Source organism: Clostridium sp. DMHC 10, from assembly GCF_001270375.1.
GTDB classification, from domain to species: domain Bacteria; phylum Bacillota; class Clostridia; order Clostridiales; family Clostridiaceae; genus Clostridium_S; species Clostridium_S guangxiense.
The window spans coordinates 15233-40302 of the sequence record NZ_LGVB01000010.1 but is presented as its reverse complement, the minus strand read 5'-3'; the positions used below and the strand labels follow the sequence as shown (position 1 = coordinate 40302).

Annotated in this window: 19 protein-coding genes, 3 tRNA genes and 3 pseudogenes; 1 reads left to right on the top strand and 24 read right to left on the bottom strand. The window is 30.4% G+C overall.

Going from position 1 to position 25070, the window contains the following annotated elements:
* From der to AGR56_RS00970, 14 genes and pseudogenes are all read right to left on the bottom strand, one after another.
* A pseudogene (gene der, locus AGR56_RS01035) lies at positions 1 to 1318 on the bottom strand (ribosome biogenesis GTPase Der).
* Positions 1319 to 1321: 3 nt separating this feature from the next.
* Positions 1322 to 2635: pseudogene (locus tag AGR56_RS01030) on the bottom strand (DUF512 domain-containing protein).
* Between the two features lie 277 nt (positions 2636 to 2912).
* Positions 2913 to 3569 carry a phosphate signaling complex protein PhoU gene (gene phoU / locus AGR56_RS01025; RefSeq protein WP_053240792.1) on the bottom strand — a complete coding sequence of 219 codons (657 nt, stop codon included), beginning with the start codon at positions 3567 to 3569 and terminating at the stop codon, positions 2913 to 2915.
* Positions 3570 to 3599: 30 nt separating this feature from the next.
* Complete coding sequence (gene pstB, locus AGR56_RS01020; RefSeq protein ID WP_053240791.1) at positions 3600 to 4349, bottom strand: phosphate ABC transporter ATP-binding protein PstB; 750 nt, start codon at positions 4347 to 4349, stop codon at positions 3600 to 3602.
* A gap of 11 nt (positions 4350 to 4360) precedes the next feature.
* Positions 4361 to 5245 (bottom strand): phosphate ABC transporter permease PstA, encoded by an 885-nt coding sequence (gene pstA, locus AGR56_RS01015; RefSeq protein ID WP_053240790.1) that lies wholly within the window; start codon positions 5243 to 5245, stop codon positions 4361 to 4363.
* Complete coding sequence (gene pstC, locus AGR56_RS01010) at positions 5242 to 6135, bottom strand: phosphate ABC transporter permease subunit PstC (protein ID WP_053240789.1); 894 nt, start codon at positions 6133 to 6135, stop codon at positions 5242 to 5244. The genes pstA and pstC overlap by 4 nt, the downstream gene beginning before the upstream one ends.
* A gap of 115 nt (positions 6136 to 6250) precedes the next feature.
* Complete coding sequence (locus AGR56_RS01005; RefSeq protein WP_053240788.1) at positions 6251 to 7165, bottom strand: phosphate ABC transporter substrate-binding protein; 915 nt, start codon at positions 7163 to 7165, stop codon at positions 6251 to 6253.
* A 114-nt stretch (positions 7166 to 7279) separates the two neighbouring features.
* Positions 7280 to 8482 (bottom strand): methyl-accepting chemotaxis protein, encoded by a 1203-nt coding sequence (locus tag AGR56_RS01000; RefSeq protein ID WP_053240787.1) that lies wholly within the window; start codon positions 8480 to 8482, stop codon positions 7280 to 7282.
* A gap of 253 nt (positions 8483 to 8735) precedes the next feature.
* Positions 8736 to 8812 (bottom strand) — tRNA-Arg (locus tag AGR56_RS00995).
* 5 nt (positions 8813 to 8817) lie between these two features.
* Positions 8818 to 8891 (bottom strand) — tRNA-Gly (locus AGR56_RS00990).
* A 14-nt stretch (positions 8892 to 8905) separates the two neighbouring features.
* Positions 8906 to 8981: transfer RNA gene (locus AGR56_RS00985), tRNA-Pro, on the bottom strand.
* A gap of 107 nt (positions 8982 to 9088) precedes the next feature.
* A complete protein-coding gene (locus AGR56_RS00980) occupies positions 9089 to 9559 on the bottom strand; it encodes a metallophosphoesterase (protein WP_053240786.1) in 471 nt (156 codons plus the stop codon).
* 5 nt (positions 9560 to 9564) lie between these two features.
* Complete coding sequence (locus tag AGR56_RS00975; protein ID WP_053240785.1) at positions 9565 to 10167, bottom strand: XTP/dITP diphosphatase; 603 nt, start codon at positions 10165 to 10167, stop codon at positions 9565 to 9567.
* Positions 10168 to 10356: 189 nt separating this feature from the next.
* Positions 10357 to 11337, bottom strand: coding sequence for an AIR synthase family protein (locus AGR56_RS00970; protein ID WP_053240784.1), 981 nt, complete (start codon positions 11335 to 11337; stop codon positions 10357 to 10359).
* 119 nt (positions 11338 to 11456) lie between these two features.
* Between AGR56_RS00970 and AGR56_RS00965 the strand changes: the two genes are divergently transcribed.
* Positions 11457 to 12836, top strand: coding sequence for a hypothetical protein (locus tag AGR56_RS00965; RefSeq protein WP_242851236.1), 1380 nt, complete (start codon positions 11457 to 11459; stop codon positions 12834 to 12836).
* Positions 12837 to 12982: 146 nt separating this feature from the next.
* On the opposite strand, the gene AGR56_RS00960 is transcribed toward AGR56_RS00965, so the two are convergent.
* From AGR56_RS00960 to AGR56_RS00915, 10 genes and pseudogenes are all read right to left on the bottom strand, one after another.
* Positions 12983 to 13504 carry a hypothetical protein gene (locus AGR56_RS00960; protein ID WP_053240782.1) on the bottom strand — a complete coding sequence of 174 codons (522 nt, stop codon included), beginning with the start codon at positions 13502 to 13504 and terminating at the stop codon, positions 12983 to 12985.
* Entirely contained in the window at positions 13482 to 14351 is an 870-nt protein-coding gene (locus AGR56_RS00955) for an ABC transporter substrate-binding protein (protein ID WP_053240781.1), read from the bottom strand. Before AGR56_RS00955 ends, AGR56_RS00960 begins: the two co-directional genes overlap by 23 nt.
* Before the next feature lie 753 nt (positions 14352 to 15104).
* Complete coding sequence (gene gatB / locus AGR56_RS00950) at positions 15105 to 16535, bottom strand: Asp-tRNA(Asn)/Glu-tRNA(Gln) amidotransferase subunit GatB (protein WP_053240780.1); 1431 nt, start codon at positions 16533 to 16535, stop codon at positions 15105 to 15107.
* 15 nt (positions 16536 to 16550) lie between these two features.
* On the bottom strand, positions 16551 to 18014 hold the full coding sequence (gene gatA / locus AGR56_RS00945; RefSeq protein ID WP_053240779.1) for an Asp-tRNA(Asn)/Glu-tRNA(Gln) amidotransferase subunit GatA: 1464 nt from the start codon (positions 18012 to 18014) through the stop codon (positions 16551 to 16553).
* Between the two features lie 18 nt (positions 18015 to 18032).
* Positions 18033 to 18320, bottom strand: coding sequence for an Asp-tRNA(Asn)/Glu-tRNA(Gln) amidotransferase subunit GatC (gene gatC / locus AGR56_RS00940; RefSeq protein ID WP_053240845.1), 288 nt, complete (start codon positions 18318 to 18320; stop codon positions 18033 to 18035).
* Between the two features lie 391 nt (positions 18321 to 18711).
* Positions 18712 to 18984 (bottom strand): hypothetical protein, encoded by a 273-nt coding sequence (locus AGR56_RS00935; RefSeq protein WP_053240778.1) that lies wholly within the window; start codon positions 18982 to 18984, stop codon positions 18712 to 18714.
* Positions 18985 to 19058: 74 nt separating this feature from the next.
* A complete protein-coding gene (ligA, locus tag AGR56_RS00930; protein WP_053240777.1) occupies positions 19059 to 21074 on the bottom strand; it encodes an NAD-dependent DNA ligase LigA in 2016 nt (671 codons plus the stop codon).
* 14 nt (positions 21075 to 21088) lie between these two features.
* Positions 21089 to 23352, bottom strand: a pseudogene (pcrA, locus tag AGR56_RS00925) (DNA helicase PcrA).
* A gap of 275 nt (positions 23353 to 23627) precedes the next feature.
* Positions 23628 to 23927 (bottom strand): YerC/YecD family TrpR-related protein, encoded by a 300-nt coding sequence (locus AGR56_RS00920; protein WP_053240776.1) that lies wholly within the window; start codon positions 23925 to 23927, stop codon positions 23628 to 23630.
* A 310-nt stretch (positions 23928 to 24237) separates the two neighbouring features.
* Positions 24238 to 25014, bottom strand: a complete 777-nt coding sequence (locus AGR56_RS00915; RefSeq protein WP_053240775.1) for a pseudouridine synthase — start codon at positions 25012 to 25014, stop codon at positions 24238 to 24240.
* Positions 25015 to 25070: the final 56 nt, after the last annotated feature.

Below are 25070 nucleotides of genomic sequence, written 5' to 3'. Positions count from 1 at the left end.
TTACTCCTTCCTTTCCCTAAATATTGTTTTAATACCTGTTCCCTCAAAATCAAAACTTTGCCTTATTTTATTTTCTAGGTATCTTTGATAGGAAAAATGAAGTGCATTAGGATTATTTACAAAAAACACAAATGTAGGAGGCTTAGTGCCTATCTGAGTTACATAGTATATTTTAAGACGTGTAACCCCAACTACAGGTGGTTCTTTCATAAGCACAGCATTACTTATAACATCATTTAAAACACCTGTTGCAATTCTTCTATTATAATTATCATAGCATTTTTTAATAACCTCAAGCACCTTATGTACTCTTTGACCTGTCTTAGCAGATATAAAAAGATACGGAGCATATGCCATAAATGAAAAATTAACTGCCATATTGTCCTTAAATGCTTTCATGGTTTTATCATCTTTTTCAACCAAATCCCACTTATTAATTATAACAAAAATAGCCTTATTACTTTCATGTGCATAACCTATTATTCTCTCATCCTGCTCACTTACACTTTCATTTGCATCAAGAACAAGCACACATACATCACATCTTTCTATAGCTGCCATAGTTCTTACAGCGCTATACTTTTCAACTTCCTCTTTTATCTTGCTTTTCTTCCTAAGACCTGCTGTATCAATGAGAATAAATTTTCCAAGGTCAGTTTCAAGATAGCTATCAATAGCATCTCTTGTTGTTCCAGGAATATTACTAACTATAACTCTCTCTTCTCCAAGAATTCTATTTATCAAGGATGATTTTCCTACATTTGGTTTTCCAACCACAGCAACTTTAATATATTCTTCTTCCGGTTCATTAGCTTCAATAGAATCAAAATACTTAACAACTTCATCAAGCATATCTCCAAGACCAAGTCCCTGAGCAGCCGATATAGAAATCGGATCACCTAAGCCAAGATTATAAAATTCATAAATATTATTTTCATCTTTATTTTTATCTATCTTATTTACAACAAGTATAACAGGTTTCTTACTTTTTCTAAGCATTTGAGCTACTTCATTGTCTGCATCTGTAAGTCCTTGCTTTCCATCAACTATAAATATTATTACATGTGACATCTCTATTGCAATTTGTGCTTGACGTCTCATTTGAGATAGTATAATATCATCGTTTTCTGGTTCTATACCACCAGTATCAATTATTGTAAATTTTTTTTGCTACCCATTCTGATTCAGCATAAACTCTATCTCTTGTAACCCCTGGAGTATCCTCCACTATTGAAATTCTTTTACCCGCTAATTTATTAAATAAAGTTGATTTACCAACATTTGGCCTTCCAACTATAGCTACTATAGGTCTTGCCATTTTTTATTCCTCCTTGCTATTTTCATTAATAAGTTGTATTAAATCGTCTCCACTACTTCTGCATATTATAGCTTTCTTGTTAAGCTCTTTTTCTAAATCACTTACACTCACATCATCTAAAAATACTTTTTCATCACTTTTAAGCATGTTCTCTGGTAATATTACGTACTTTCCAAGTTCACTTCTTTTGCATACTTAATAATATCAGTACCCGTTAAAAGACCTGCTACAGTTATTTTTTCTCCAAAAAAACTCATTTATAACCTTAATCACATTTATTTTTATGTTTTTATTTTTTTTCATGATCACATCAGCAGCAGCTTTTATTTCATCATAAGCCAAAACACCGGTAATCATCGTGTAAGAACATTTAATATCTTTTGAAAGAAATTCAATGTTTTCTTTTATATTATCCCTAAAGGTTCTTATCATACCTATACCATCTTCAAATTGATCAAAATCTCCATAAAAATCCGCGCTAGGTATCCTTTCACCACTCAAAACATAAAATTCATCTGAAAGCCTTATAAATGGAGAGCCTATCTCATTCATAAACTTTTCTTGAAGTTTTTTTACATTTTCTATCTCCAACTTTGCTTTTTCAGAGTCAAAAGTATCAACATTAAATAATCCTTCTCTATAGTTAGTAACACCAACTGGAACACCTGCTACATTTTTAACTGCAGGATAAAATGCATATAGATCATTGACAGTTTTAATAAGTTCATCTCCATTATTTATACCAGGACATAAAACAATCTGACAATTCATTTCTATGCCTGCATCCGCCAACTTTTTCATTCTTGGTAATAGATTTCCGGCAAACCTATTGTGAAGCATTTTAATTCTAAGTTCAGGATTTGTTGTTTGCACAGATATATTAATAGGGCTTATTTTATAATCTATTATCCTATTAATATCATCATCACTCATATTAGTAAGAGTTACAAAATTGCCTTGTAAAAATGAAAGCCTTGAATCATCATCCTTAAAATAAAGAGTTTGCCTCATTCCTTTTGGAAGTTGGTCTATAAAACAGAATATACAGTTGTTTGTGCATGATTTTGCATTATCAAGAATCCCATTTTCAAATTCTATTCCAAGCTTATCATCATATTCCTTTTCTATTTCAAGCTCCCATACTTCTCCATATGGTTTTTCTATTTCAACTACTACATACTCATCGCACATCATAAATCTATAGTCTATAATATCTTTAACCTTTTTCCCATTTATGCTTATAAGTTTATCTTTAGGTTCAATACCAAGCTCTTCAGCTATGCTTCCTTTATAAACTTTAGAGATTACATTTTCCATGGTTACACTCCTAAAATATCTTTAATCTATCTTTTATAGTGAAACAAGCAGAACCAAAAACTATATATGTACCATAACCCATTAAAATCCGTGATTGGGGAATAAAAATAGTTTAAGTTTTACAGTAGTTTCACTCTAGTAATATACATTACTTGGGATGTTAAGTCAAGAAAGTAATTACATTAGGTAAAAATTCAAGCTGATATAATTAGTATACCATTTAATCACTATATAATGAAAGAGGAAAGGATATTATAGATCCTTTCCCAAAAAATTTCTAATCATTTAAATCGACTTGTTCACCAGTTATGAGATATATGGTAGATTCACAAATATTAGTTGTTCTATCACCAACTCTCTCAAAATACTTACATATAAATAAAAATTGAGTGGCTTGATTTATTGTTTTAGAGTCACTTCCCATCATAAGCAAAAGATCACTAAAAACATGCTTATATATGGCATCCAGCTCATCATCCATTTTGCATACCTCATATGCCTTATCAAGATTTTCATCAACATATGCATCAAGAGCACCCTTTATCATATTTTTTACTATATTGCCCATCTTAGGTATATCTATTAGAGGTTTTACATACTTTTCATCTTTAAGCCTTTTTATTGCCTTTGCTATATCAACAGCATGGTCAGCAATTCTTTCAAGGTCCGTAATTATTTTAACAGTAGTAAATATATTTCTAAGATCTGCTGCAATAGGCTGCTGCATTGCTGTAAGCCTTATAGCCTTATCTTCTATGCTTTTTTGCATGCCGTCAACTATATCATCATTTTTTATAATCTCTTCTGCAGTTTTTATATCTTGGTTAACAAGAGCTTCAATACATTCATATATTTGTTTTTCAACAAAACTTCCCATTCTTAAAAGATCTGTATGCAGTTCCTCAAGATGTAAATCAAATACCTTTCTTGTCATATACATTCACCTACACTTTTATATATTATTTTAACCAAATCTACCAGTTATATAATCTTCTGTTCTCTTATCTTGAGGCTTATAAAAAATGTTTTCTGTTTTACCACTTTCAACTACCTCTCCACTTAAGAAAAATGCTGTATTATCTGATATTCTTCCAGCCTGCTGCATATTATGTGTTACAATTATAACCGTGTACTTTTTCTTAAGCTCATCCATAAGTTCTTCAATTTTAAGTGTTGAAATAGGATCAAGCGCTGATGTAGGTTCATCCATTAACAGCACTTCTGGTTCAACAGCAAGAGTTCTTGCCACACAAAGTCTCTGCTGCTGACCTCCCGAAAGTCCAAGGGCGTTTTTCTTAAGTCTATCTTTAACCTCATCCCAAAGCGCTGCTCCAATAAGACTCTTTTCTACAACTTCATCAAGTTTACTTTTATTCTTAACACCATGTATTCTAGGTCCATAAGCTATATTGTCATATATAGACATTGGAAACGGGTTAGGCCTTTGGAATACCATTCCAACTCTCTTTCTAAGTTCTATTTCATCATAATCCTTATATATATTTTTACCCTCAAATAATACCTCTCCATCAATTTTTACGCTGTCTATAAGATCGTTCATTCTATTAATAGTTCTTAAAAATGTTGATTTTCCACATCCGGAAGGTCCTATGAGTGCGGTAACTGTATTTTTTTCAAAACCTAAGCTTATTTGCTTTAAAGCCTGAACACTTCCATAATATAAATTTAAATTTTTAGTTTCTATTACGCCCATTAAATCTCCTCCTATTTTCCACTGTATGATTCATATATCTTCCTTCCGATTATACGAGCCAAAAAATTAAATAATAAAACCATTATTACAAGAACTGCTGACGCTCCACTGGCTATTTTAGCTGCGTCCGGAACCATTCCTTCTGAATTAAGTTTCCATATGTGAACTGCAAGAGTTTCTGCAGGTCTAAACAAGCTAAATGGTGATTCTTTGCCGACTAAACTAACATTACTGTATTTAAGTATTGGGGCACTCATACCTGATGTATATAAAAGTGCTGCAGCCTCTCCAAATATTCTTCCAGCTGCCAAGATCACTCCTGTAAGTATCTGAGGTATTGATGAAGGCAAAATCACAGTTTTTATAGCTTGCCATTTAGTTGCCCCGAGTCCAAGACTAGCCTCCTTGACTTTTATTGAAGAAGCTCTAATAGCATTTTCACTGACTCTTGTCATAGAAGGTAAATTAAGTATTGTAATTGAAAGTGCTCCTGATAAAATAGTAAATCCCCATTTTGTCATTGTAACAAATACCAAAAGACCAAATAATCCTACTACTATAGAAGGAAGTGAAGCCATTGTCTCGATACAAAGCCTTATAAAATTAAGAAAAACACCTTCTTTTGCATATTCAGATAAGTATATTCCAGCGCCAACTCCAAGTGGTATTGTTATAAGAAGTGAAATCACAAGCATATAAAATGAATTAAAAAGCTGTGGTCCTATTCCCCCACCGGCTGAAGCAACTTTAGGATTTCCAAATAAAAAATTCAAATTAAGTGATTCTCTTCCTCTATACAAAATGTACCCTATAAATAGCACTAAAATCACTACAATAGATAATGACATAATATACAGCACAGCTGTAGCTATTTTATCGACAACTTTAGATTTCATCGTGCTTCACCTTTCCTTCCAATAAATCTTATTAAAATTATAAATGCAAATGAAATTATTAAAAGTAAAAATGCAAGTGACCACAACGCGTCATTCCATGCAGTTCCATTAGCTGTATTTGCCATATCCATAGTTATAATGCTTGTAAGAGTTGTAGTTGAATCTGTTAATCCCTTTGGAGCTTTAATTGTATTTCCAATAACCATTTGAACTGCTAGTGCTTCACCAAAAGCTCTTGCAAGTCCAAGAACTATTCCTGTAAGTATACCATTTTTACTTGCTGGAATTATCACTTTATATATTGTTTGCCATCTTGTCGCACCAAGTCCATAAGAAGCTTCTATATAGTCCTTTGAAACATTTTTAATAGCATCAGAAGATAAGCTTGCAATAGTGGGAAGTATCATTATACTTAATACAAGTATTCCTGCCAAAAGGCTAAACCCTACTCCCCCAAATTTATTTCTTATAAATGGCACAAGGACAATTACTCCAATAAAACCATATACAACCGATGGAATTCCAACAAATAACTCAAGCGATGGTTGAAGTAATTTTTGCCCAAGCCTTGGAGATATCATATTCATAAACACAGCTAATGCTACAGCCATAGGAGTACTTAAAATTACTGCTCCAATTGACACAAATGCAGAGCCTTTCATAAAAATCAATGCACCAAACTTTCCTGGTGCACTGTCTGGCTGCCATACACTAGAAAATAAAAATTTAAATAATGAGTAATGATCTTTAGTAAAAGTTTGTATACCTTTAGACGCTACAAAAAATATAATTGAGAGGGTTAGTATTACTATCAAAAAACCACAGAAAGTAACAAATCCTCTTCCAATATACTCATTTTTAAGTTTTTTCAAAAAACTTTTTCTTTCCATATTTTTTACCTCAATCAATTAATTTATTTATGTAAACAAAATAAAATCTATGCAATGCAACCTACATAGATTTTAGCAGGCTGGCTTGTAAACTCTAAGCCAGCCTGCTTTTAAACTATTTGAGTTCAACTTTCATTTCAGATGTAGGTATATATCCAAGTTTTTTAACTAATTCTTTATTATCACTACCCATTACATAATCTATAAATGCTTTAGCTACGCCTTTCGCTTCGCCTTTTGTATACATATGCTCATATGATGCAAATTTATATTTTCCTGAAACTATGTTATCATTAGTAGCATCTACTCCATCAATTTGAACCATATTAATATCTTTTTTCACATCTTCTGTTAAATATGATAATGCAAGATAACTTATTGCTCCCTTAGTACTCTGCATAGCAGTTCTAACTGATCCGCTTGCATCCTGTGTAGTTCCTAAGCCTTCCTTTTCATTTTTGCCTTCCATTACCGTTTTAAAGAAAGTTGCTCTTGTTCCAGAAGATTTTGGTCTATTAATTATATTTATTGGAAGATTAGGTCCTCCAAGTTTACTCCAGTTTGTTATGTTTCCTTGAAATATATCTTGTATTTGAGCTTTTGTTAAATTTTTTACAGCTACATCTTTGCTTGTAACAACAGAAAAACCTATAACACATACTTTGTGATCAGTTAATTTTTTAGCATCATCTGCACTTAATTTATCTTCTGCAAATATATCTGAATTTCCTATTTCAACTGAACCTTGCAAAACTTGATTTAAACCAGTTCCACTTCCTCCACCTTGAACACTTACATTGGCATCAGAGTATTTCTCTTTAAATCCTTCTGTAGACTGTTCAGCAAGTGGCTGAAGTGCTGTTGAACCAGATGCGGTTATTGAACCAGAAACTTTTTCTTCTGTTTTAGTTTTATTATTTGAAGTAACATTTTTCTTTTCAGATGTTGTGCTTCCACATCCTGCAAATATACCTGCCATAACTGTAATTGCAAGAGCAGCAACTACTACTTTTATCTTCTTATTTTTCATATTTAAATCTCCCTTCAAATCTTAGATAAATTTTTATCTCCTAACTACAAGTAATATGATACCTTGTCAATGTTAATCGAGTATTATACCAATGTTAATTAAATTTAACATTGCTTAAAATTTAAATTTATTCATTCCCACATTTAGCTTAACTATAACATCATTCATACTACTAAGTGAGCTGTCAACTTTGCTAATTAAAGAATATTGATTATTTATTACACTTTTAATTTCATCTACGAGAAGCATAAATTGCCCATATGAATGATTTATTTTATCAAATTTATCTCCAATAATTTGATTTTCATTGTTTACCATCTCAAGATTTGCATTTACAGACTTTATGCTGTTTGTAACTTTGCCATTAAGACTAAATATACTTTTATAGTTATCAGCAGTATTTTGAGTTATATTTATTTCTTTGTCACATAAATCATTAACAGATTTTATTTGTTCTCCTACTTTTTTAACCTTATTTTTAATTTTGTTTATTATTATTTCTACACTTTCCATTTGAACGTCTATTCCACTTGATAATTCTCTTATTTCGCTAGCAATTATATTAAAGCTATTTCCAGAGTTCCCTAATCTAGCTGATTCAATAGACGCATTTATACCAAGAATATGAGTTTTTTCTGAAATTTGATTTACAACATTAATAATGTATTTTATATCATCTATGCTTTTTATTAATTCTTCAAAAGAACTTTGGACGTCTCCCATACTCTTTTTTGAAATGGCGCTCATCTCTGTAAGTTCTTTAACCTTTTTAATTCCATCACTATTAACTTCATATATATTTTGAGTAGTATTAATCATTCCATCTGATAAAAGTTTTATACCTTCAATTTTAAGTTTTATATTATTAAATGCTTCAAACCCTTTATCCAAATTTTCTGATATACTGTTTGTGTTTTCTGAAACATTCTTAATATCCTTATCTATTGTTTGCATCTCACTTACTACTAATTGCTGTGAGCTCTTTACATCACTATTAATATCTACTATTTGATCAGAAACATATTTTATATTTCCAACAAGCTGCTTTATATTAGAGGTCATTTTATTAAAGGAACCTGTAAGCCTTCCAATTTCATCAAATTTTACTATGTCATTTGTTACATTAAAATTTCCATCAGCAATTTTATTAGTATTTTGTATAAGTGCATTCATAGGTCTAAAGAGTCTAGCTATAATAAAATTAATTATTGGTATTACAAGTAAAATTCCTATAAAAGTAATAATTAAAATTATAATTTCAAGTTTTTGGGGAATATTCTTTATTTCATCCTTATTATCAGTAAGTATTATTCCCAATTTAAGTTCCGGTATACTTTTTATATTTGCTATATAGGTTTCATTGTTAAAGTTATATTGAGCAAAATAAGAATTTTGTTTTAAAAAAAATTGCTTAGATAAAATTATTTTTTTTATCTCACTTATTTCATTTTTTTATTTATGTAATACTTTTCTGGTGATATACTATGTTATTTTTGAATCAATAATATAAACATATCCTTGTTTCATGTATTTAAAATTATCAAATCTTTTAGAGAAATAATCTATGATATGGTGCGTTTTAAGGGATTCGAACCCCCGGCCCACGGCTTAGAAGGCCGTTGCTCTATCCAGCTGAGCTAAAAACGCATACTTGGAGCGGGTAGAGGGAATCGAACCCTCGTGACTAGCTTGGAAGGCTAGGGCTCTACCATTGAGCTACACCCGCATATTTCGTTGTAGTGGTCGGGGTGACAGGGATTGAACCTGCGACCTCATGGTCCCAAACCACGCGCGCTCCCATCTGCGCCACACCCCGATGAACTTACTATGTCGTCTTGTTTTGTGTTCTTGTTCTGTGTCTTGACGACAGAGATTATTCTACACTATACAGCGAAATTCGTCAACCCTTTTTTTTAATTTTTTTTATATATTTTTTATACTTGCACTAATTTTGCTATCATTTATGTCTATAAATGCTAGACTATTAGGTCCTTTTCTAGATAAGGATACACTTCCCGGATTTATAAATAATATGCCAAGTTCATCAGCTATAAATGGCATATGAGTGTGGCCAAAAAGAGCTATATCTGCATTTACTTCCATTGCTCTATACTTTAATCTATTAAGATCATATTTGATACCATATTCATGTCCATGCGTAATAAAGAACGTCTTACCTTCTATTATTTCAATCCTTTCAAGTGGAATTGTGGTCATAAAATCACAATTTCCCGTAACACTTATTATTTCTCCATGATATTTAGTCTTTATTTCATTTACATCTTCTACATTATCACCTAGATGTATAACCATATCAGCATCTTTTATATGCTGGCACGCTTTATCTATCATGTTTTTATTTCTATGTGTATCACTCATAATAGCTATATGCATTCTAATCACTCCCAAGGCAATTTGCTTATTTCTTCCGATAGTTTTTTAAGAGCTATTGCTCTATGACTTATATTATTTTTTTCGTCTGCCGTAATTTCAGCAAAAGTTTTATTATATTGTGGTATATAAAACAAAGGATCATATCCAAAACCATCCTTACCCCTTGCTTCTTCTGTAATATAGCCTTCAACCTCTCCCTGCGCTCTTATATCATGATTATCATTTACAATCAGTATAATTGCGCAAACAAACTTTGCTTTTCTCTTTTCAAATGGTACGCCCTCTAAAAGCTTTAGAAGCTTTTCATTATTTTTTTCTGAATTTCCATGTTCTCCTGCAAATCTAGCAGAATAAATACCTGGTGCTCCATCAAGAATATCTACCATAAGTCCAGAATCATCTGCTATAACTATAGAATCTTTTTTTAATTCATATATCTCATGAGCCTTTTTATATGCATTTTCCATAAAGCTGGTGCCATCTTCCTCCACTTCTATATTAACCCCTGCTTCACTTTGAGACATTATATTTAACTTGTACTTCTTGAGAATCTCCTTTATCTCGCGTATTTTATCTTTATTATTACTTGCAATTATTAAATTCTTCAATTTTTCACCTCTAATATATAATTCAACTTTTAATTTACATAGTGAAACTAGTTCACAAACTATAGGTGCACTACAATTCTTTTTAAATTGGTATTTGAGTACATAAATAGTTTATATTTCGCAGTAGTTTCACTAAAGATAAACCACTTCAACTATTGAAATTCATGAGAGTTTATCTTTAGCACTCCCTTAATTGTAAATTTTAAACAATTCATCACATTCTGGAGGCGTAACCTCATTTTCAATTTCATTATCTACAAGCATGCCTTTTTCACTGGTTATGTTTCCTATTATGAATGCAGGAACATTATTGCCCTGCAATTTTTTCAAAAGTTCTTCTCCATTTTTACAGCATATAAGCATACTTCCAGATGAAATAAACCTCAAAATATCTATACCAAAAACTTTTGCCACTTTTCCTGTAACATGACTTATAGGAAGTTTATTATTATACACTTTGAAACCAACTTTTGATGCATTTGCCACTTCCCACAATGCTCCTAAAAGCCCACCTTCAGTTATGTCATGCATACTATTAACTCCAAATTTTCCTGCAACTTCCCCTTCCTTTATGACACTTAAGTTTTCGCCATAGGATTTGCCTTCATCTAATTCTTCATTTGAAAGAATATTTTTTAATTTGTCCAATTTTTCATTTATTGCAATATAGGTTCCTTCCATGCCCAAAGTTTTTGTTACTATTATGTCATCTCCAACTTCAGCTCCTGATGTAAATACCGTTTTACCTTTTTCTCCTTTTCCTATCGCTGTACACGAAACTATTATTCTATTTACTGCCTCTGTAATCTCAGTATGACCACCAAGAATTTGAATATTAAATTTCTTACATTCATCACTTATATCAGACATTATATTTTTTATTTCCTCTATTTTAGATGACTTAGGTGCCATTATAGTAACCAGTATTCCAACTGTCTTCACACCTGCAGAAGCTATATCGTTACAATTTATATTTACAGCTAGTTTTCCTATCCCTTTTTGTGCTGCTGTTATAGGATCTGTAGAAACCACACAATCGTAATCTCCATACCTTATTACACTGCAATCTTCTCCAATACCTCCACTAACAATAACGTCATCACGTATACTTCCTCTATTATTGTCTATAATTAATTTTAAATCATCCCAATTAAGTTTTCCTATTTCCATGTTAATTCTCCTTTGAAAAGTGTGTACATTAAATTTATTTTAACTTTTAATCACAAATATATGACTTAAATCATATTATATAAAGTAGTATTATTTTTATCAAGGCGGTGTATGTTTTGATGTATATAGGCCCTTTTTTCAGATCAAATTCAACAAACAAAGATAATATAAAAAATCAATTATTTCATCTTTCAAAAGAAGCCATAAAAGATATAGTTTTTAATTCAAAATGTGGAATAACATTCCCATTAAAAGATATAAAAACAAAAGACATTTCTCTAAATGATATTAGCACATTTAAATCATTTTCACCACTAATTTGTATCTATAAGAAATCTAGTTGCAATTTATATACACTTGATAAAAAACTTAGTTGGGATGACAGCAGTTACAGAAAAAATATAATTATATCTTCTAATGCATATATGACATTATGCTTAATGGAACTATCCAACTATTTTTTAAAATTCAAATCAACATATCCTAAAAAATTTTACTTAAACCCAATATATATAGGCACTGCAAAGAAACAAATTGATTTTTACACTTCATACTTGAGAAATTCAGAAGGTGTTTTTATAGATAAAAAGGATATTTCAAATGGACTTACTTCTGAAATAAAACTCGAAGCAAAAGGTAAAGACTTTAAATTTTCAGACCAGGCCTTGCTAATGTGTGCACATTATAAATTTTCAACTTTGTACACAGGAAAAAATTCTTCAGAATATAAAAATTTTTCTTTTGATATCTTAAAGATGCTTTTGCATTTTAAAGACGATCTATACAATTTATCTTCCAGAGAATTGAACAAGCTAATTTTAGCTTTGAACATATTTTTTGATTATAGCAAAAATATTAAAGCCTATGAACTTTTAATAGATCTTTTTGAGTTCACTTGTGAAAATCATATTATAAATTATTCTGGAAATATAACAAACTCATGCCTTTTATGTTTGAATTCAATACTTCTATACAAAAGTTCAAAACTCACAAAATTTAAAGACACAGCTTTAAAGATGTATTCACTATTACAAGATTTATTCATTCCTGAAGATGGAATGTTCTTTAAACAAGGTGAAAAAAAAGAATGCACTTTTTATTCAACAGAAATAATCCTATATCTCATAAATTCCATACTTATATGTGACTTATGTGATGATCCTAAAGAATACGATTCTATAATTGAAGATGTATTCAAGCATCAGCTAATTGAATCTGGAATTATAGCTTCTTGGCCTGCTGTACCTAGCTTGGATAATCCTGAACGCTATAAAAATTTCTCTTTAAAAGCAGAAGATTTAATTGATGAAAATAATTTTAAAATGTCATCTATGCCAACACCAGAATTATCCCAAATTGCACCTATATTCTTTAAAAAAATCAACTTTAATAAAAAGAAAAGAACCTTTAGTGATACGAAACAATCCTTTTATAGCGATAACAATATGTTCATATTTTTTATAATCATATATTGCTTCAAACATTTTTTTGATTTTTAAATTTCAAAAAATATTGTGAAGCAATAAACTAATTTTTTGCCTCAAAAGAAGACCAAAAGCTAGTGGTGAAGGGCTTTAACGTGTAAAGCCTCGTCAAACCCTTCACTTATTTTAGTTCGAAATATTTAGTGCAACAGCCCCTAATCTTATTTTATTGATGAAATAATTATATCACCATATGGATTTTCCCTAAGCTCAGTCACAAGTGGACTCATGCATATCACATTATTTTTTATACATATAGGTATAACAGGCAAATCTACAGTTAATTGCTTAATCATCTTATAGCAATATTCGTTATTTTTAGCTAAATTATTTGAATTAATTAGCCCATACATAAGATCGTCATAAGTAGTACTGGAGTATTTATTTAAATTGAATGGTGATTTTGAAGAAAACATTTCTAAAAAGCTCATGGGATTGCTAAAAGAAATATTGTATTCTCCAAAAAACATGTCATAATCTCCATTTTTTAAAACTTCATATAAATTATTTTTATTATATCCTTTTAACTCAAAATTTATTTTTTCGCTTTTATCTACGCTTCTAATATTTTTATTTATAGAATTAATATAGCTTTCACAAAGTTTCCTATTAAAGTCATTTTCCTCGTATGCAATTACAAACTTATCATCATTTTCGTATTTACTTTTTTTTAAGAATTTCAACACCTTCTGATGGAGCTGACTCCTCAAATGTATTTGTCATTATATAATTTTCTTTTAAACTTGATGGAATGAAATTATAAATTGGAGAAATACTTTCTTTTGGCATATCTTTTGCTATTTCAGTTCTACTAGTTAATAAACTTATTGCATTTCTAAAATTAGAATCAGCTATTTTTTTCATATTAAAATAAAGTGCATATATATTTAATGTACTAAAACTTTTAATATGATTACTCTTTTTTAATCTATTTATTTCCGTAAGTGGCGGATTTGAAAATATATCTATATTATTTGAATCAAAATCTGTGACAGAATACGCACTTACATTTTCTTCATCATTATAAAATTTAAGCTTTAGTTCATTACTCTTAACTTTATCTTTCATAAAATAATAATTATTTTTTTTAATCGTTATTGTTCCCTGAGAAATATATGAAATTTTAAAAGGACCAGTATATTTTATTTTTAAGTAATCTTTTTTCCAATTACTGGTGCTTTTATTGATTTCTCTAAGAAAAAATTGAGGTTCAGATAAAATTCTCAAAAAGTAATCACATGGACTATTGAGTCTTATTCTTAAAGTACTATTGTCAATCACATTAATGGCCACCTGATCAAAAGAAACTTTACCTGAATTATATGCTTCTTCGCCATATATATATCTAAGATCATATGCGTAAATATTATCCGTTTGTGGTGATAGTATTTCCCTAAAAAAATCATAAAAATCCTGTGCAGTTATTTTTTCACCATCACTCCACATAGCATTGTTTCTTATATGAAAAGTATACTGCATTTTGTCTTTAGATACTTCCCACTTTTCAGCAAGCCCTGGCTCAATTTCCATTGAGCTATCATCTTCATATACAAGTCCTGAGAAAAGAGTTCTAAGAATTTCATTTGACTTAGTATCTCTGTTTTTTGATGCAGTAAGCTTTGTGGAACTACGCCAATACCATAAGCAACAGGTTTATTTCTAGTTGATGTTTGTAGATATTCAGTTTTCTTCTCAACACACCCAGTGAATATCAAGCATGTAATCATTACACTGGCAGTAATTTTATATATTTTATTCATATCACAAAATTCTTTCTAAAAATTTAGTATACTATCCTTATTTGTTTATTATTTACATATATATTGTAAAATAAACATTCTTGCATTATTTATTTTTAAAGTATAATATTGTACTGCAATTTATGGTATAATAAAATTAAGTGAATTTTAAATTATAAAGTTCAAACTAAAACGGAGGTAATAACTAATGATTATTTGCCTGGAAATAGTTGGCCTTATAACTATGCTTATTTTTTTTGTTTTATAGGCATATGGAGTTTTATACTACTAAACCAACTACTCGGTCAATTTAGATACAAAAATTATTTAATGGAGAAATTAATCCAAAGCATATCCTATAATTCAAAAAAAATAATGACCCAGTGAAATCATAAATGGTGATAATACTTATGATTCCACAGAGCCAGTTAAAAATAGTAATGTTTCTAAAATATTTGCAAAAGATGAAAATAATTTAAATGCTTAATATGGTTCCTTGGGGGAACCATATTTTTTAGACTCTATTTTAAAACGCAATCATTTTTTATAGTTTCGCTATTTCATCACACATAAGTTTATTGACCATTTTAGGATTAGCCTTTCCCTTAGTCTCTTTCATTACAAGACCTATAAGGAAGCCAACAACTCTAGTTCTTCCATTTTTATAGTCTTCTATAGACTTTTGATTCTTGCTTAATACATCTTTTATAACTGAGAGTATTTCATCTTCATTGCTGTTCTGAACAAGACCTTCATCTTCTATAATTTTCTTTGGAGATTCTCCTGTTTCGAACATTTTAACTATAACTTTTTTACCTATAGCATTGGATATAGTGCCAGCATTTATAAGCTTTATAAGTTCCGAAAGCTGCTCTGGAGTAAATTTAAGATCTTCAACCCAAACATAATTAGCCTTCATTATCTTTGAAATATCCCCCATAAGCCAGTTTGATGCAGCTTTAGCATCACCACTTAACTTTGCAGTTTTTTCAAAGTAATCCGCCATAGACATAGTAAGCGTTAGTACAGAAGCATCGTATTTAGGTATTTCAAATTCTTCTATAAATCTTTCTTTTTTTTCATATGGAAGCTCTGGTATTGTCTTTCTTATATTTTCTATCCATTCATCACTTATATTTAAAGTAACAAGATCACCTTCTGGGAAATATCTATAATCATTAGCTTGTTCCTTACTTCTCATAACACTAGTTATGCCTTTAGCATCATCCCATCTTCTTGTTTCAACATACAATTTTTCTCCACTTTCTATAGCCTTTACATGTCTTTCATATTCATAATTAAGGGCCTTTTCAAGTGCTTTAAAAGAGTTCATATTCTTTATTTCAGTTCTAACACCAAATTCTTTAGCGCCTTTTTCCATTACAGAAATGTTAGCATCACATCTTAAAGAACCTTCTTCCATTTTACAGTCAGAAACTCCTATACATGAAAGTATACTCTTTAACATTTCAAGGTATGCTACAGCTTCCTCTGGGCTTCTAATATCTGGCCTTGATACTATTTCTGCTAATGGAACTCCTGCTCTATTAAAATCAACTAAAGTTCCTGCATTAGTATGTAAAAGCTTTGCTGCATCTTCCTCAACATGTAATCTCTCAACACCAATTCTTTTCTTAATTCCATCTTCAAGTTCTACTTCAATATACCCATCTCTGCATATAGGAAGTTCATCCTGAGTTATTTGATAATTTTTAGGACAATCTGGGTAGAAATAATTTTTCCTATCCATCCTTCCCATATGTGTTATTGAACAATTTAAAGCAAGACCAGCCTTTATTGCATATTCAATAACCTTTTTATTGATATGTGGAAGTGATCCTGGAAGCCCCATGCAAACAGGACAAACATGAGTATTAGGCTGTCCTCCAAAATCAGCAGTACATCCACAATACATTTTTGTTTTTGTATTAAGTTCTACGTGAACTTCAAGTCCAATAACTATTTCATATTCCATATACTTTCACCTTCCCTACTTTATATCTGCTGCGCAATTTTTATGCCATAATGTAGACTGTTCAAAGCTGTATGCCATATTGAAAAGTACATCTTCTCTAAAGTAATTACCCATTATCTGTAGTCCAACTGGAAGACCTGAAACCATACCGCATGGTACAGATATAGCTGGAATACCACTTATATTAACAGGTACAGTGTAAATGTCTGACATGTACATAGAAAGTACATCTTTAGTCTTCTCTCCTAAATTAAATGCAGTTGTTGGAGATGTAGGTGATATTATAACATCAAATTCTTTAAATGCTTTTTCAAAATCTTGCTTTATAAGATTTCTTACCTTTAGAGCTTTTTTATAATATGCATCATAATATCCTGCTGATAAAGCATATGTACCAAGCATAATTCTTCTTTTTACTTCTCTTCCAAAACCTTCACTTCTAGATTTCACATAAAGATCAGTTATATCATCAGCATTCATATCTCTATGTCCATATCTTATTCCATCAAATCTTGCAAGGTTTGATGAAGCTTCTGCTGAAGATATTATGTAATATGCAGCTAATGCGTATTCTGAAAGTGGAAGTGAATATTCCTTTACTTCTGCCCCATTTTCTTTAAATACTTCTATAGCTTCAAGTATGCATTTTTTTACGCTCTCATCTAAGCCATCCCCAAAAAACTCCTTTGGAACAGCTATTTTTTTACCTTTAACATCATTTACAAGACTCTTCTTATAATCTTGAACTGGAGTATCAACTGTTGTAAAATCCATTTTGTCAAGACCAGCTATATTTTGAGTAATAAGTGCGCAGTCTTCTACGTCCCTTCCAAAAGTTCCAACCTGGTCCAAAGTCGAACCAAAGGCAACAACTCCATATCTTGATATTCTTCCATAAGTAGGTTTAAGTCCAACTACACCGCAGAAAGATGCTGGTTCTCTTACAGATCCTCCTGTTTCAGTTCCCAATGCTACTGGAGCTTCACAGCTTGCAACTGCAACTGCAGCTCCGCCAGAGGAACCTCCTGGAACTTTAGTTGTATCCCATGGATTTTTGGCAACCTTATAAGCACTGTTTTCATTAGAAGATCCCATAGCAAATTCATCCATGTTTGATTTTCCAATTATAATTCCATTATTTTGTTTAAGTCTTTCAACTACAGTAGCATCATAAGGTGATATATATTTTTCAAGTATTTTTGATGCACATGTATTTTGCATATTTTTTACACTTATATTATCCTTTACAGCAACAGGAATACCTGATAATCCTTGAAGCTTTTCCCCTTTTTCAATTTTTTGATCCATTAGTTTTGCGTCTTTAAGTGCTTCTTCCTTAGCTACATACAAAAAAGCCCCTAGTTTTTCATCAGCCTTATCAATTCTATTTAAAAAAGCATTTGTCACTTCCTCAACTTTAACTTCCTTATTATCTATCATATCTTTAAGCTCATGCGCTTTAAGCTTATGCAATTCCATAAAAATACCTCCTTATAGCTACTCAATTATTTTAGGAACAATTATGTATTCCTCTAAATTCTTAGGTGAATTTTTAATTACATCTTTTAAATCCATAGAAGGTTCAACAACATCTTCTCTAAATTTATTTTCTATGTAATAAGGGTTTACTATTATATCAACATTGTCAGTATCAAGTTCATTAAGCTTGTCAATATACCCCAACACACTATTTAAATCGTGAGCTAAACTTTCCTTTTCCTCTTCAGTAAAACTAAGTCTTGCTAGTTCAGCAACATATTCAACATCTTTTTTTGAAACAGCCATATTTTCTCGCTGCATAAATTTAGAATTATGCAGCTCCTCCCTTCTTTGTATTTTATAATGTATATTTTTCAATAAATGCAGCTTAATTTTAAGTACATATTTAACATTATAAATCATACCAAATTAAATTATACAATTATTATTAAATAATCTCAATTTTTTTGATTAATTTATTGCTTTCATCATTTAAGAAAGTAACAAATAAGCTTAAACTTGAATTACAGTATCATTTTCCGTAGGTACAGAGGAAAATATTCCTTAATCTCAACTTTATATGAAACAAGAGTGTTTTCAAACCATTTAAATAACGTTAATAAATCTTAGAGGAATATTCCTCTTAGATTTATTAACGTTATTTAATGTTGCAAAACACTCTTGTTTCACAATTTTTTTAAAATACTCCCATATACATGAAGAACATAGTACCAAGCGCTATAAATGCACATCCTCCAGAATAAAAAAGGTTTCTAGACTTGTCACTATTATCAAAAAAGTTAACTGCCCAAACAATCATAGTAAAAATCATAAATATATCAAACATTTTGTAGTTACTGAAGTATTGTATTGGAATAAGTTGATATGTAGTAAGCAAAGTAAATATAAGACACACTGTGGTAATAACTACTAAAGTCCAGCTTAAAAAACCTACTGTCTTTTTTAACATAATACTTCCTCCCTCAAAAATCCTACTAAATATAATATATTATTTTGCAACCTTTGTAAATAACACATTAGACTTTATCTTTGTAAATCTTTTACTATTTGTTCAAATTCGTCTTCGTTTATTATTCTTACACCTAATTTTAATGCCTTATCATATTTGGAGCCAGCATTTTCACCTGCAATAACGCAATCAGTTTTTTTGCTAACGCTTCCTGCAACATTTGCTCCTAATTTCTCAAGTTTTTTCTTTATATCAGTTCTCGAATAATTTTTAAGTGTTCCAGTTGCAACTACAGTTTTATTTGTAAAAGGATTATCCACAATTTCGCTTTCCTCATAAGTAGGGCATACTCCTAATTCAAAAAGCTCTTTTATACTTTTTATTATTTTGTCCTGCTTAAAAAATTCTGCTATACTTTTTGCAACAATATCACCTATATCTTGAACTGAAATTAAGTCTTCATACGATGCATTTCGTATACTATCAAAATTTTTAAATTTTTTAACAAGATCATTTGCAGTTTTTTTGCCTACATTAGGTATTCCAAGAGAATAAATAAAAGATGGCAAATCACAGTTTTTACTTTTTTCAATAGCCTCAATGAGATTTGCAGCCTTCTTTTCAGCGAACTTATCTAGTTTAAGTAGATCTTCCTTTTTTATTCTAAACAAATCAGAAATACTCTTAATGTCAAGCTTTTCAAATAATTGCTCAGCTGTTTTTTCACTAAAACCTTCAATATTCATAGCCTCTCTACTACCAAAATGAACTATGCTTTTTACCATTTGAGGCTTGCAAGATAACGTATTTTCGCAGAAAAAGTGAACACCTTCTCTTACCAATTCACTTCCACAAGAAGGGCATGTCATTGGCGGTTCTATTTCTATGCTTTTAACATTTTCATCATCCGAAACGCCCATTATTTCCGGTATAACATCATTAGATCTTCGTATAAAAACTCTGGATCCTATTTTAACTCCTTTTCTTTTTATGTCATCCATATTATTTAATGTAGCCCTTTTTACAACTACTCCAGCAATGTCAACTGGCTCCAATAAAGCAGTTGGAGTAACTCTCCCACTTCTTCCAACATTCCACTCTACATCTATAAGCCTTGTTGTAGCTTCCTCCGCTTCAAATTTATATGCGATTGCCCATTTGGGGAATTTTATTGTATATCCAAGGTAATCTCTTGTCTTAAAATCATTAATTACTATTACAACTCCATCAATATCATAATTCAACGTTTTTCTTATATTTCCTATATATTCTATCTCTCTTTTTATTTCATCAATGGTTGTACAATCTTTTATATATTCATCAACTGGAAAACCCTTTTCTCTTATAAAATTCATCATTTCAATATAAGTCTTAAATGGAGTTCCTTCATTGTATCCAACATCATAAAAAAATGCCGATAAATTTCTTTTTGCAGTTTCTTTAACATTTAAATTCCTAAGAGCTCCTGCTGCACCATTTCTAAGATTTTTAAGTGGAACCACTGACTTGCTATTGTAAGCTTCAAAAGCCTCTTTAGTCATTATTGCTTCACCATGTACTTCTATTAAAGCATCATTTTTTATTCTTAGTGGGATTGATTTTATTGTCTTTGCCTGAGCTGTTATATCCTCTCCTGTAACTCCAGTACCTCTAGTTGCTGCCTTTATAAGTATTCCGTTTTCATCATATGTACAGTTTATTGTAAGTCCATCAAACTTTTTTGTAAGCACATACTTAAGTGGAGGAAGTTTATCCTCATGGCTTGAATTGTACTCATTTACAGCCTTTTCATTTCTATTATGCCATTCAACAAGTTCTTCAAGACTTTGAGCTTTATCAAGGCTAAAAAGTTTTGCTCTATGTGTATACTTTTCAAATTGAGGAAGAACCACATCTCCAACCCTCATTGTTGGAGAATATGGATACACAATTCCTGTTTCCTTCTCTAATTTTCTAAGTTCATCATATTTTACATCATATTCCTTATCCGAAACCACAGGGTCATCAAGTACATAATAGCTGTAGGAATATTTATTTAGCTCCTCTATAAGCTTTTCCATTTTCACAATTTTATCTTCTTTTTCGTCCATAACTACACCTCATTTTATAAAAGTTCAAGTGGTGCCATATCCAGTCTTAAATTCTTAATCCCCATATTTTCAAAGGCAATTGTCAAATTAACATGACCATCTATTTTATTTATAGTTATTATAGTACCTTTTCCAAACTTAGAATGTTTTACTTTAGTTCCCTTTGATATATCTTTCTCAAGCAAAATTGCAGGTTCATTATCCTTTATATTCTCTAATCTGTTTTCACTTCTCAAGCTGCCAAATTGAATATTTTTAGGTGGAACTTCTTTTGGAACAGAATTTAAATTCCAGCTGGCGCTTTTAGTAAAACTTTGACTTGCACCTCTGCTAAAATCGGACTTTAAGTTAAAGGTTTCTTTTAAATCATCACCAATTTCATTTAAAAAGTCTGATTCTGTAAATGCCTCTGTTCTTCCAAATACTTTTCTTATTCTTGCAGAAGTCATATAAAGTTTTTCCTTCGCTCTCGTAACTCCAACGTAAGCAAGTCTTCTTGATTCCTCCATTTCGTAAGAATTAGTAAAAGCAACCCCTCCTGGAAATATTCCATTCTCCATTCCAACCATAAATACAACAGGGAATTCAAGTCCCTTTGCACTATGAACTGTCATTAAAACAACTGTATCGGCGTCCTCATCATAATTGTCTACATCTGCTACCAAAGAAGTCTTTTCAAGGAATGCTGAAAGAGTTTTATCATCTGATGTATTTTCAAAATCCACTGCCGCATTAACCAGCTCTTGAAGATTTTCTATTCTAGCTCGGTCTTGAACATCATCTGACTTTTTAAGTTCATCCATATATCCAGTTTGTTCAAGTATTTCCTTTATCAAAATTGATATTGAAATTTCATCTTTTCTCCTTACGAAGCTATTTAATATGCTTACAAATTTGTTTATTGAAGTGGCTGTTCTCGGGGACAATCCGGGAATATTGTTCACATCTAAAATAGCATTATATAAACATTCTTCAATCTCATTGGCAAAGTTCTCAATTTTTGATACTGTTGTTGCTCCTATACTTCTCTTTGGAACATTTATTATTCTCTTAAGGCTTACATTATCAAGAGGATTATTTATCAGCTTAAGATATGCCATTATATCTCTTATTTCTTTTCTATCATAAAATTTAAGTCCACCGATGATTCTATAAGGTATATTTCTTTTTATGAATACATCTTCAAATATACGCGATTGAGCATTTGTTCTATACAAAAAATTGCAAAATCTTTAAATTTCCTTTTTTCCTCATCTTTAGTTTTCATTATTTCACTAGCTACAAACTCTGCCTCAGCAACGTCTGAATCTGCTCTTAAAACCTTTATTTTTCCTCCATCATCACTTCTTGTCCTAAGCTTTTTCATATGTTCATGTGGATTATTTTTAATTATTTCATTTGCTGCCTTTAATATATTTCCTTTTGACCTATAATTTTCTTCAAGCTTTACAACTTTTGCATTTTTATACTCTCTTTCAAAATCCAGTATATTCCTTATGTCTGCTCCTCTCCATCCATATATGCACTGGTCATCATCGCCAACCACACATATATTTTTACTTTCAGAAGCAAGAAGTCTTGCAAATTCATACTGGCATTTATTCGTATCTTGATACTCATCTATCATTATATACTTGAATTTTCTTTGATAGAACTTAAGAACTTCTGGTTCCCTTTTAAATAGTTCTACAGTTTTAAAAATAAGATCATCAAAATCAAGCGCATTATTCTCTTTTAGCTTTTTCTGATACAAAAGGTATACATCAGCTATTTTATTAAGCTTATAATTGCTGCTATTTTCATTTTTATATTGCTGCGGAGTTACAAGTTTATCTTTAGCTGAACTTATTTTAGATATTACTTCTTTATCTGTTATATCTTTTTCATTTATACCAATTTCCTTTATACACTGTTTTATAAGCACCTTTTGATCATCACTATCATATATTGTAAAATTTCTACTGTACCCTATTTTATCTATTTCTCTTCTCAAAATTCTTACGCAGCATGAATGAAATGTTGCTATCCACATACTACTTACCTTTTCACTTCCAATTAAAGCTTTTACTCTCTCTTTCATTTCTGCTGCTGCCTTGTTAGTAAAAGTTATAGCAAGAATTTGTGAAGAATAAATACCAAGTTCATCAAGCATATAAGCTATCCTATATGTAAGTACTCTAGTTTTTCCACTTCCTGCTCCTGCAAGTATTAAAAGAGGTCCATCTATCGTAGTAGCTGCTTCATATTGTTCATTATTAAGCAATTTTTTTAAATCCATAAAATTTCACTCCTTGAGTTTTTAAGACTTAACAGCTCAGCTTAATATATAGAAACTGCATTAAACGCTTAAATTAATCAAAATATAGTAATATTAATTTAAAGTTTCCATATAATTTCATCATATAAACTATTAAATATTATAACATTTTATCAGTAATTTTAATCATTTGAAAATAAAAAATCAGCATAAGTTTTATTTCTTATACTGACATTTTTTACTTAAACTATTATAAACTATAAGAGATAATTTTACAAAACATTTAATTTGATAATTCACCCCTTATTAAGTCTATCTAAAATTATATTATATCCATCAGCTCCATAATTAATGCATCTGTTTACTCTACTTATAGTTGCAGTACTTGCCCCTGTAATTGCAGCAATGTCCGTATAAGTTTTTTTGTCTTTAAGCATTTTTGCAACTTGAAGCCTTTGTTCAATTGTCTTTATTTCATTTATTGTAAAAATATCTTCAAAAAACCTGTAACATTCATCTCTATTTTGAAGAATTAGTATTGCATCACATAAAAAATCCATAGATTCACTTTTCAACCTTGAATTATAATCAGACATCAAAAACCACCTCTTTCAACCTGTAATTTATATTTTACCATTTTATAAGGCATATTTCCACAAAATATTTATTCACAATCATGAAATAAATATTGCACTTTTATTTTATAATAATTTTTTATATTCATCACAAATTTCACGTTCATCTTATGTAAATCTTTTCATATTTTCATAAACAAAAAATAAAAACAGCCCTTGGGGCGGGGCTGTTCATAATAAATAAAAAGGGGGCTATTCATTCCTTGTTATTTATCTTTCGTCTAATATTATAATAAACATATAAACAAAAAGCAATAGGAACGTGAAAATTTTATTGTAAACATTTTATTAATATGAAGGTAATTCCTTCATAAACCATTAACATATTTTTGCAAATTATTCTTAGTTTTTCAAGTTCAGAAACTGTAAGCTCCCTATATTCGCCCTCATCAAGCCTCTCATCTAAATTAAGTCCACCGAAGCTTAGCCTTTTAAGATAAATTACCTTTTTGTCAAGACTTTGAAACATTCTTTTAACCTGATGATATTTTCCCTCCTGCACAGTAACTTTAACTTCCGATTCATTTTCATCAGCTTTCAATATTTCTAATTTTGCAGGCATACATTTATAACCATCATCAAGGATAATTCCTTTTTTAAATTCTTCAATATCATTTTTATTTAATTCAGAATCTATCTTCGCATAATAAACCTTATCAACATGCCATTTAGGTGATATCAGCCTATGATTTAATTCTCCATCATTTGTAAGCAGGAGCAAACCTACAGTATCCTTATCAAGCCTTCCAACTGGAAATGGATCAAATACCTTGTGCTGCTCTTCAAGAAGATCTATAACGGTCCTATCATAATCATCAAAGGTTGCCGATATTACACCATCAGGCTTATTCATCATCAAATATATATTTTTTTTATATGTAACTTCTTCTCCATTAACTTTTATTGTACTTTTAATGGGGTCCAGCTGATAATTGTTATCCTTTATAACCTCTCCATCAATTTTAACTTCTCCACTTTTTATAATTTTCTTAACATCTTTTCTTGAGCCATATCCTAAATTAGCTAAAACTTTATCTAATCTTTCCATATTCTATTTCCTTTCAACATAAAAACATCCTGTAAAATACACATTATTTATATTTT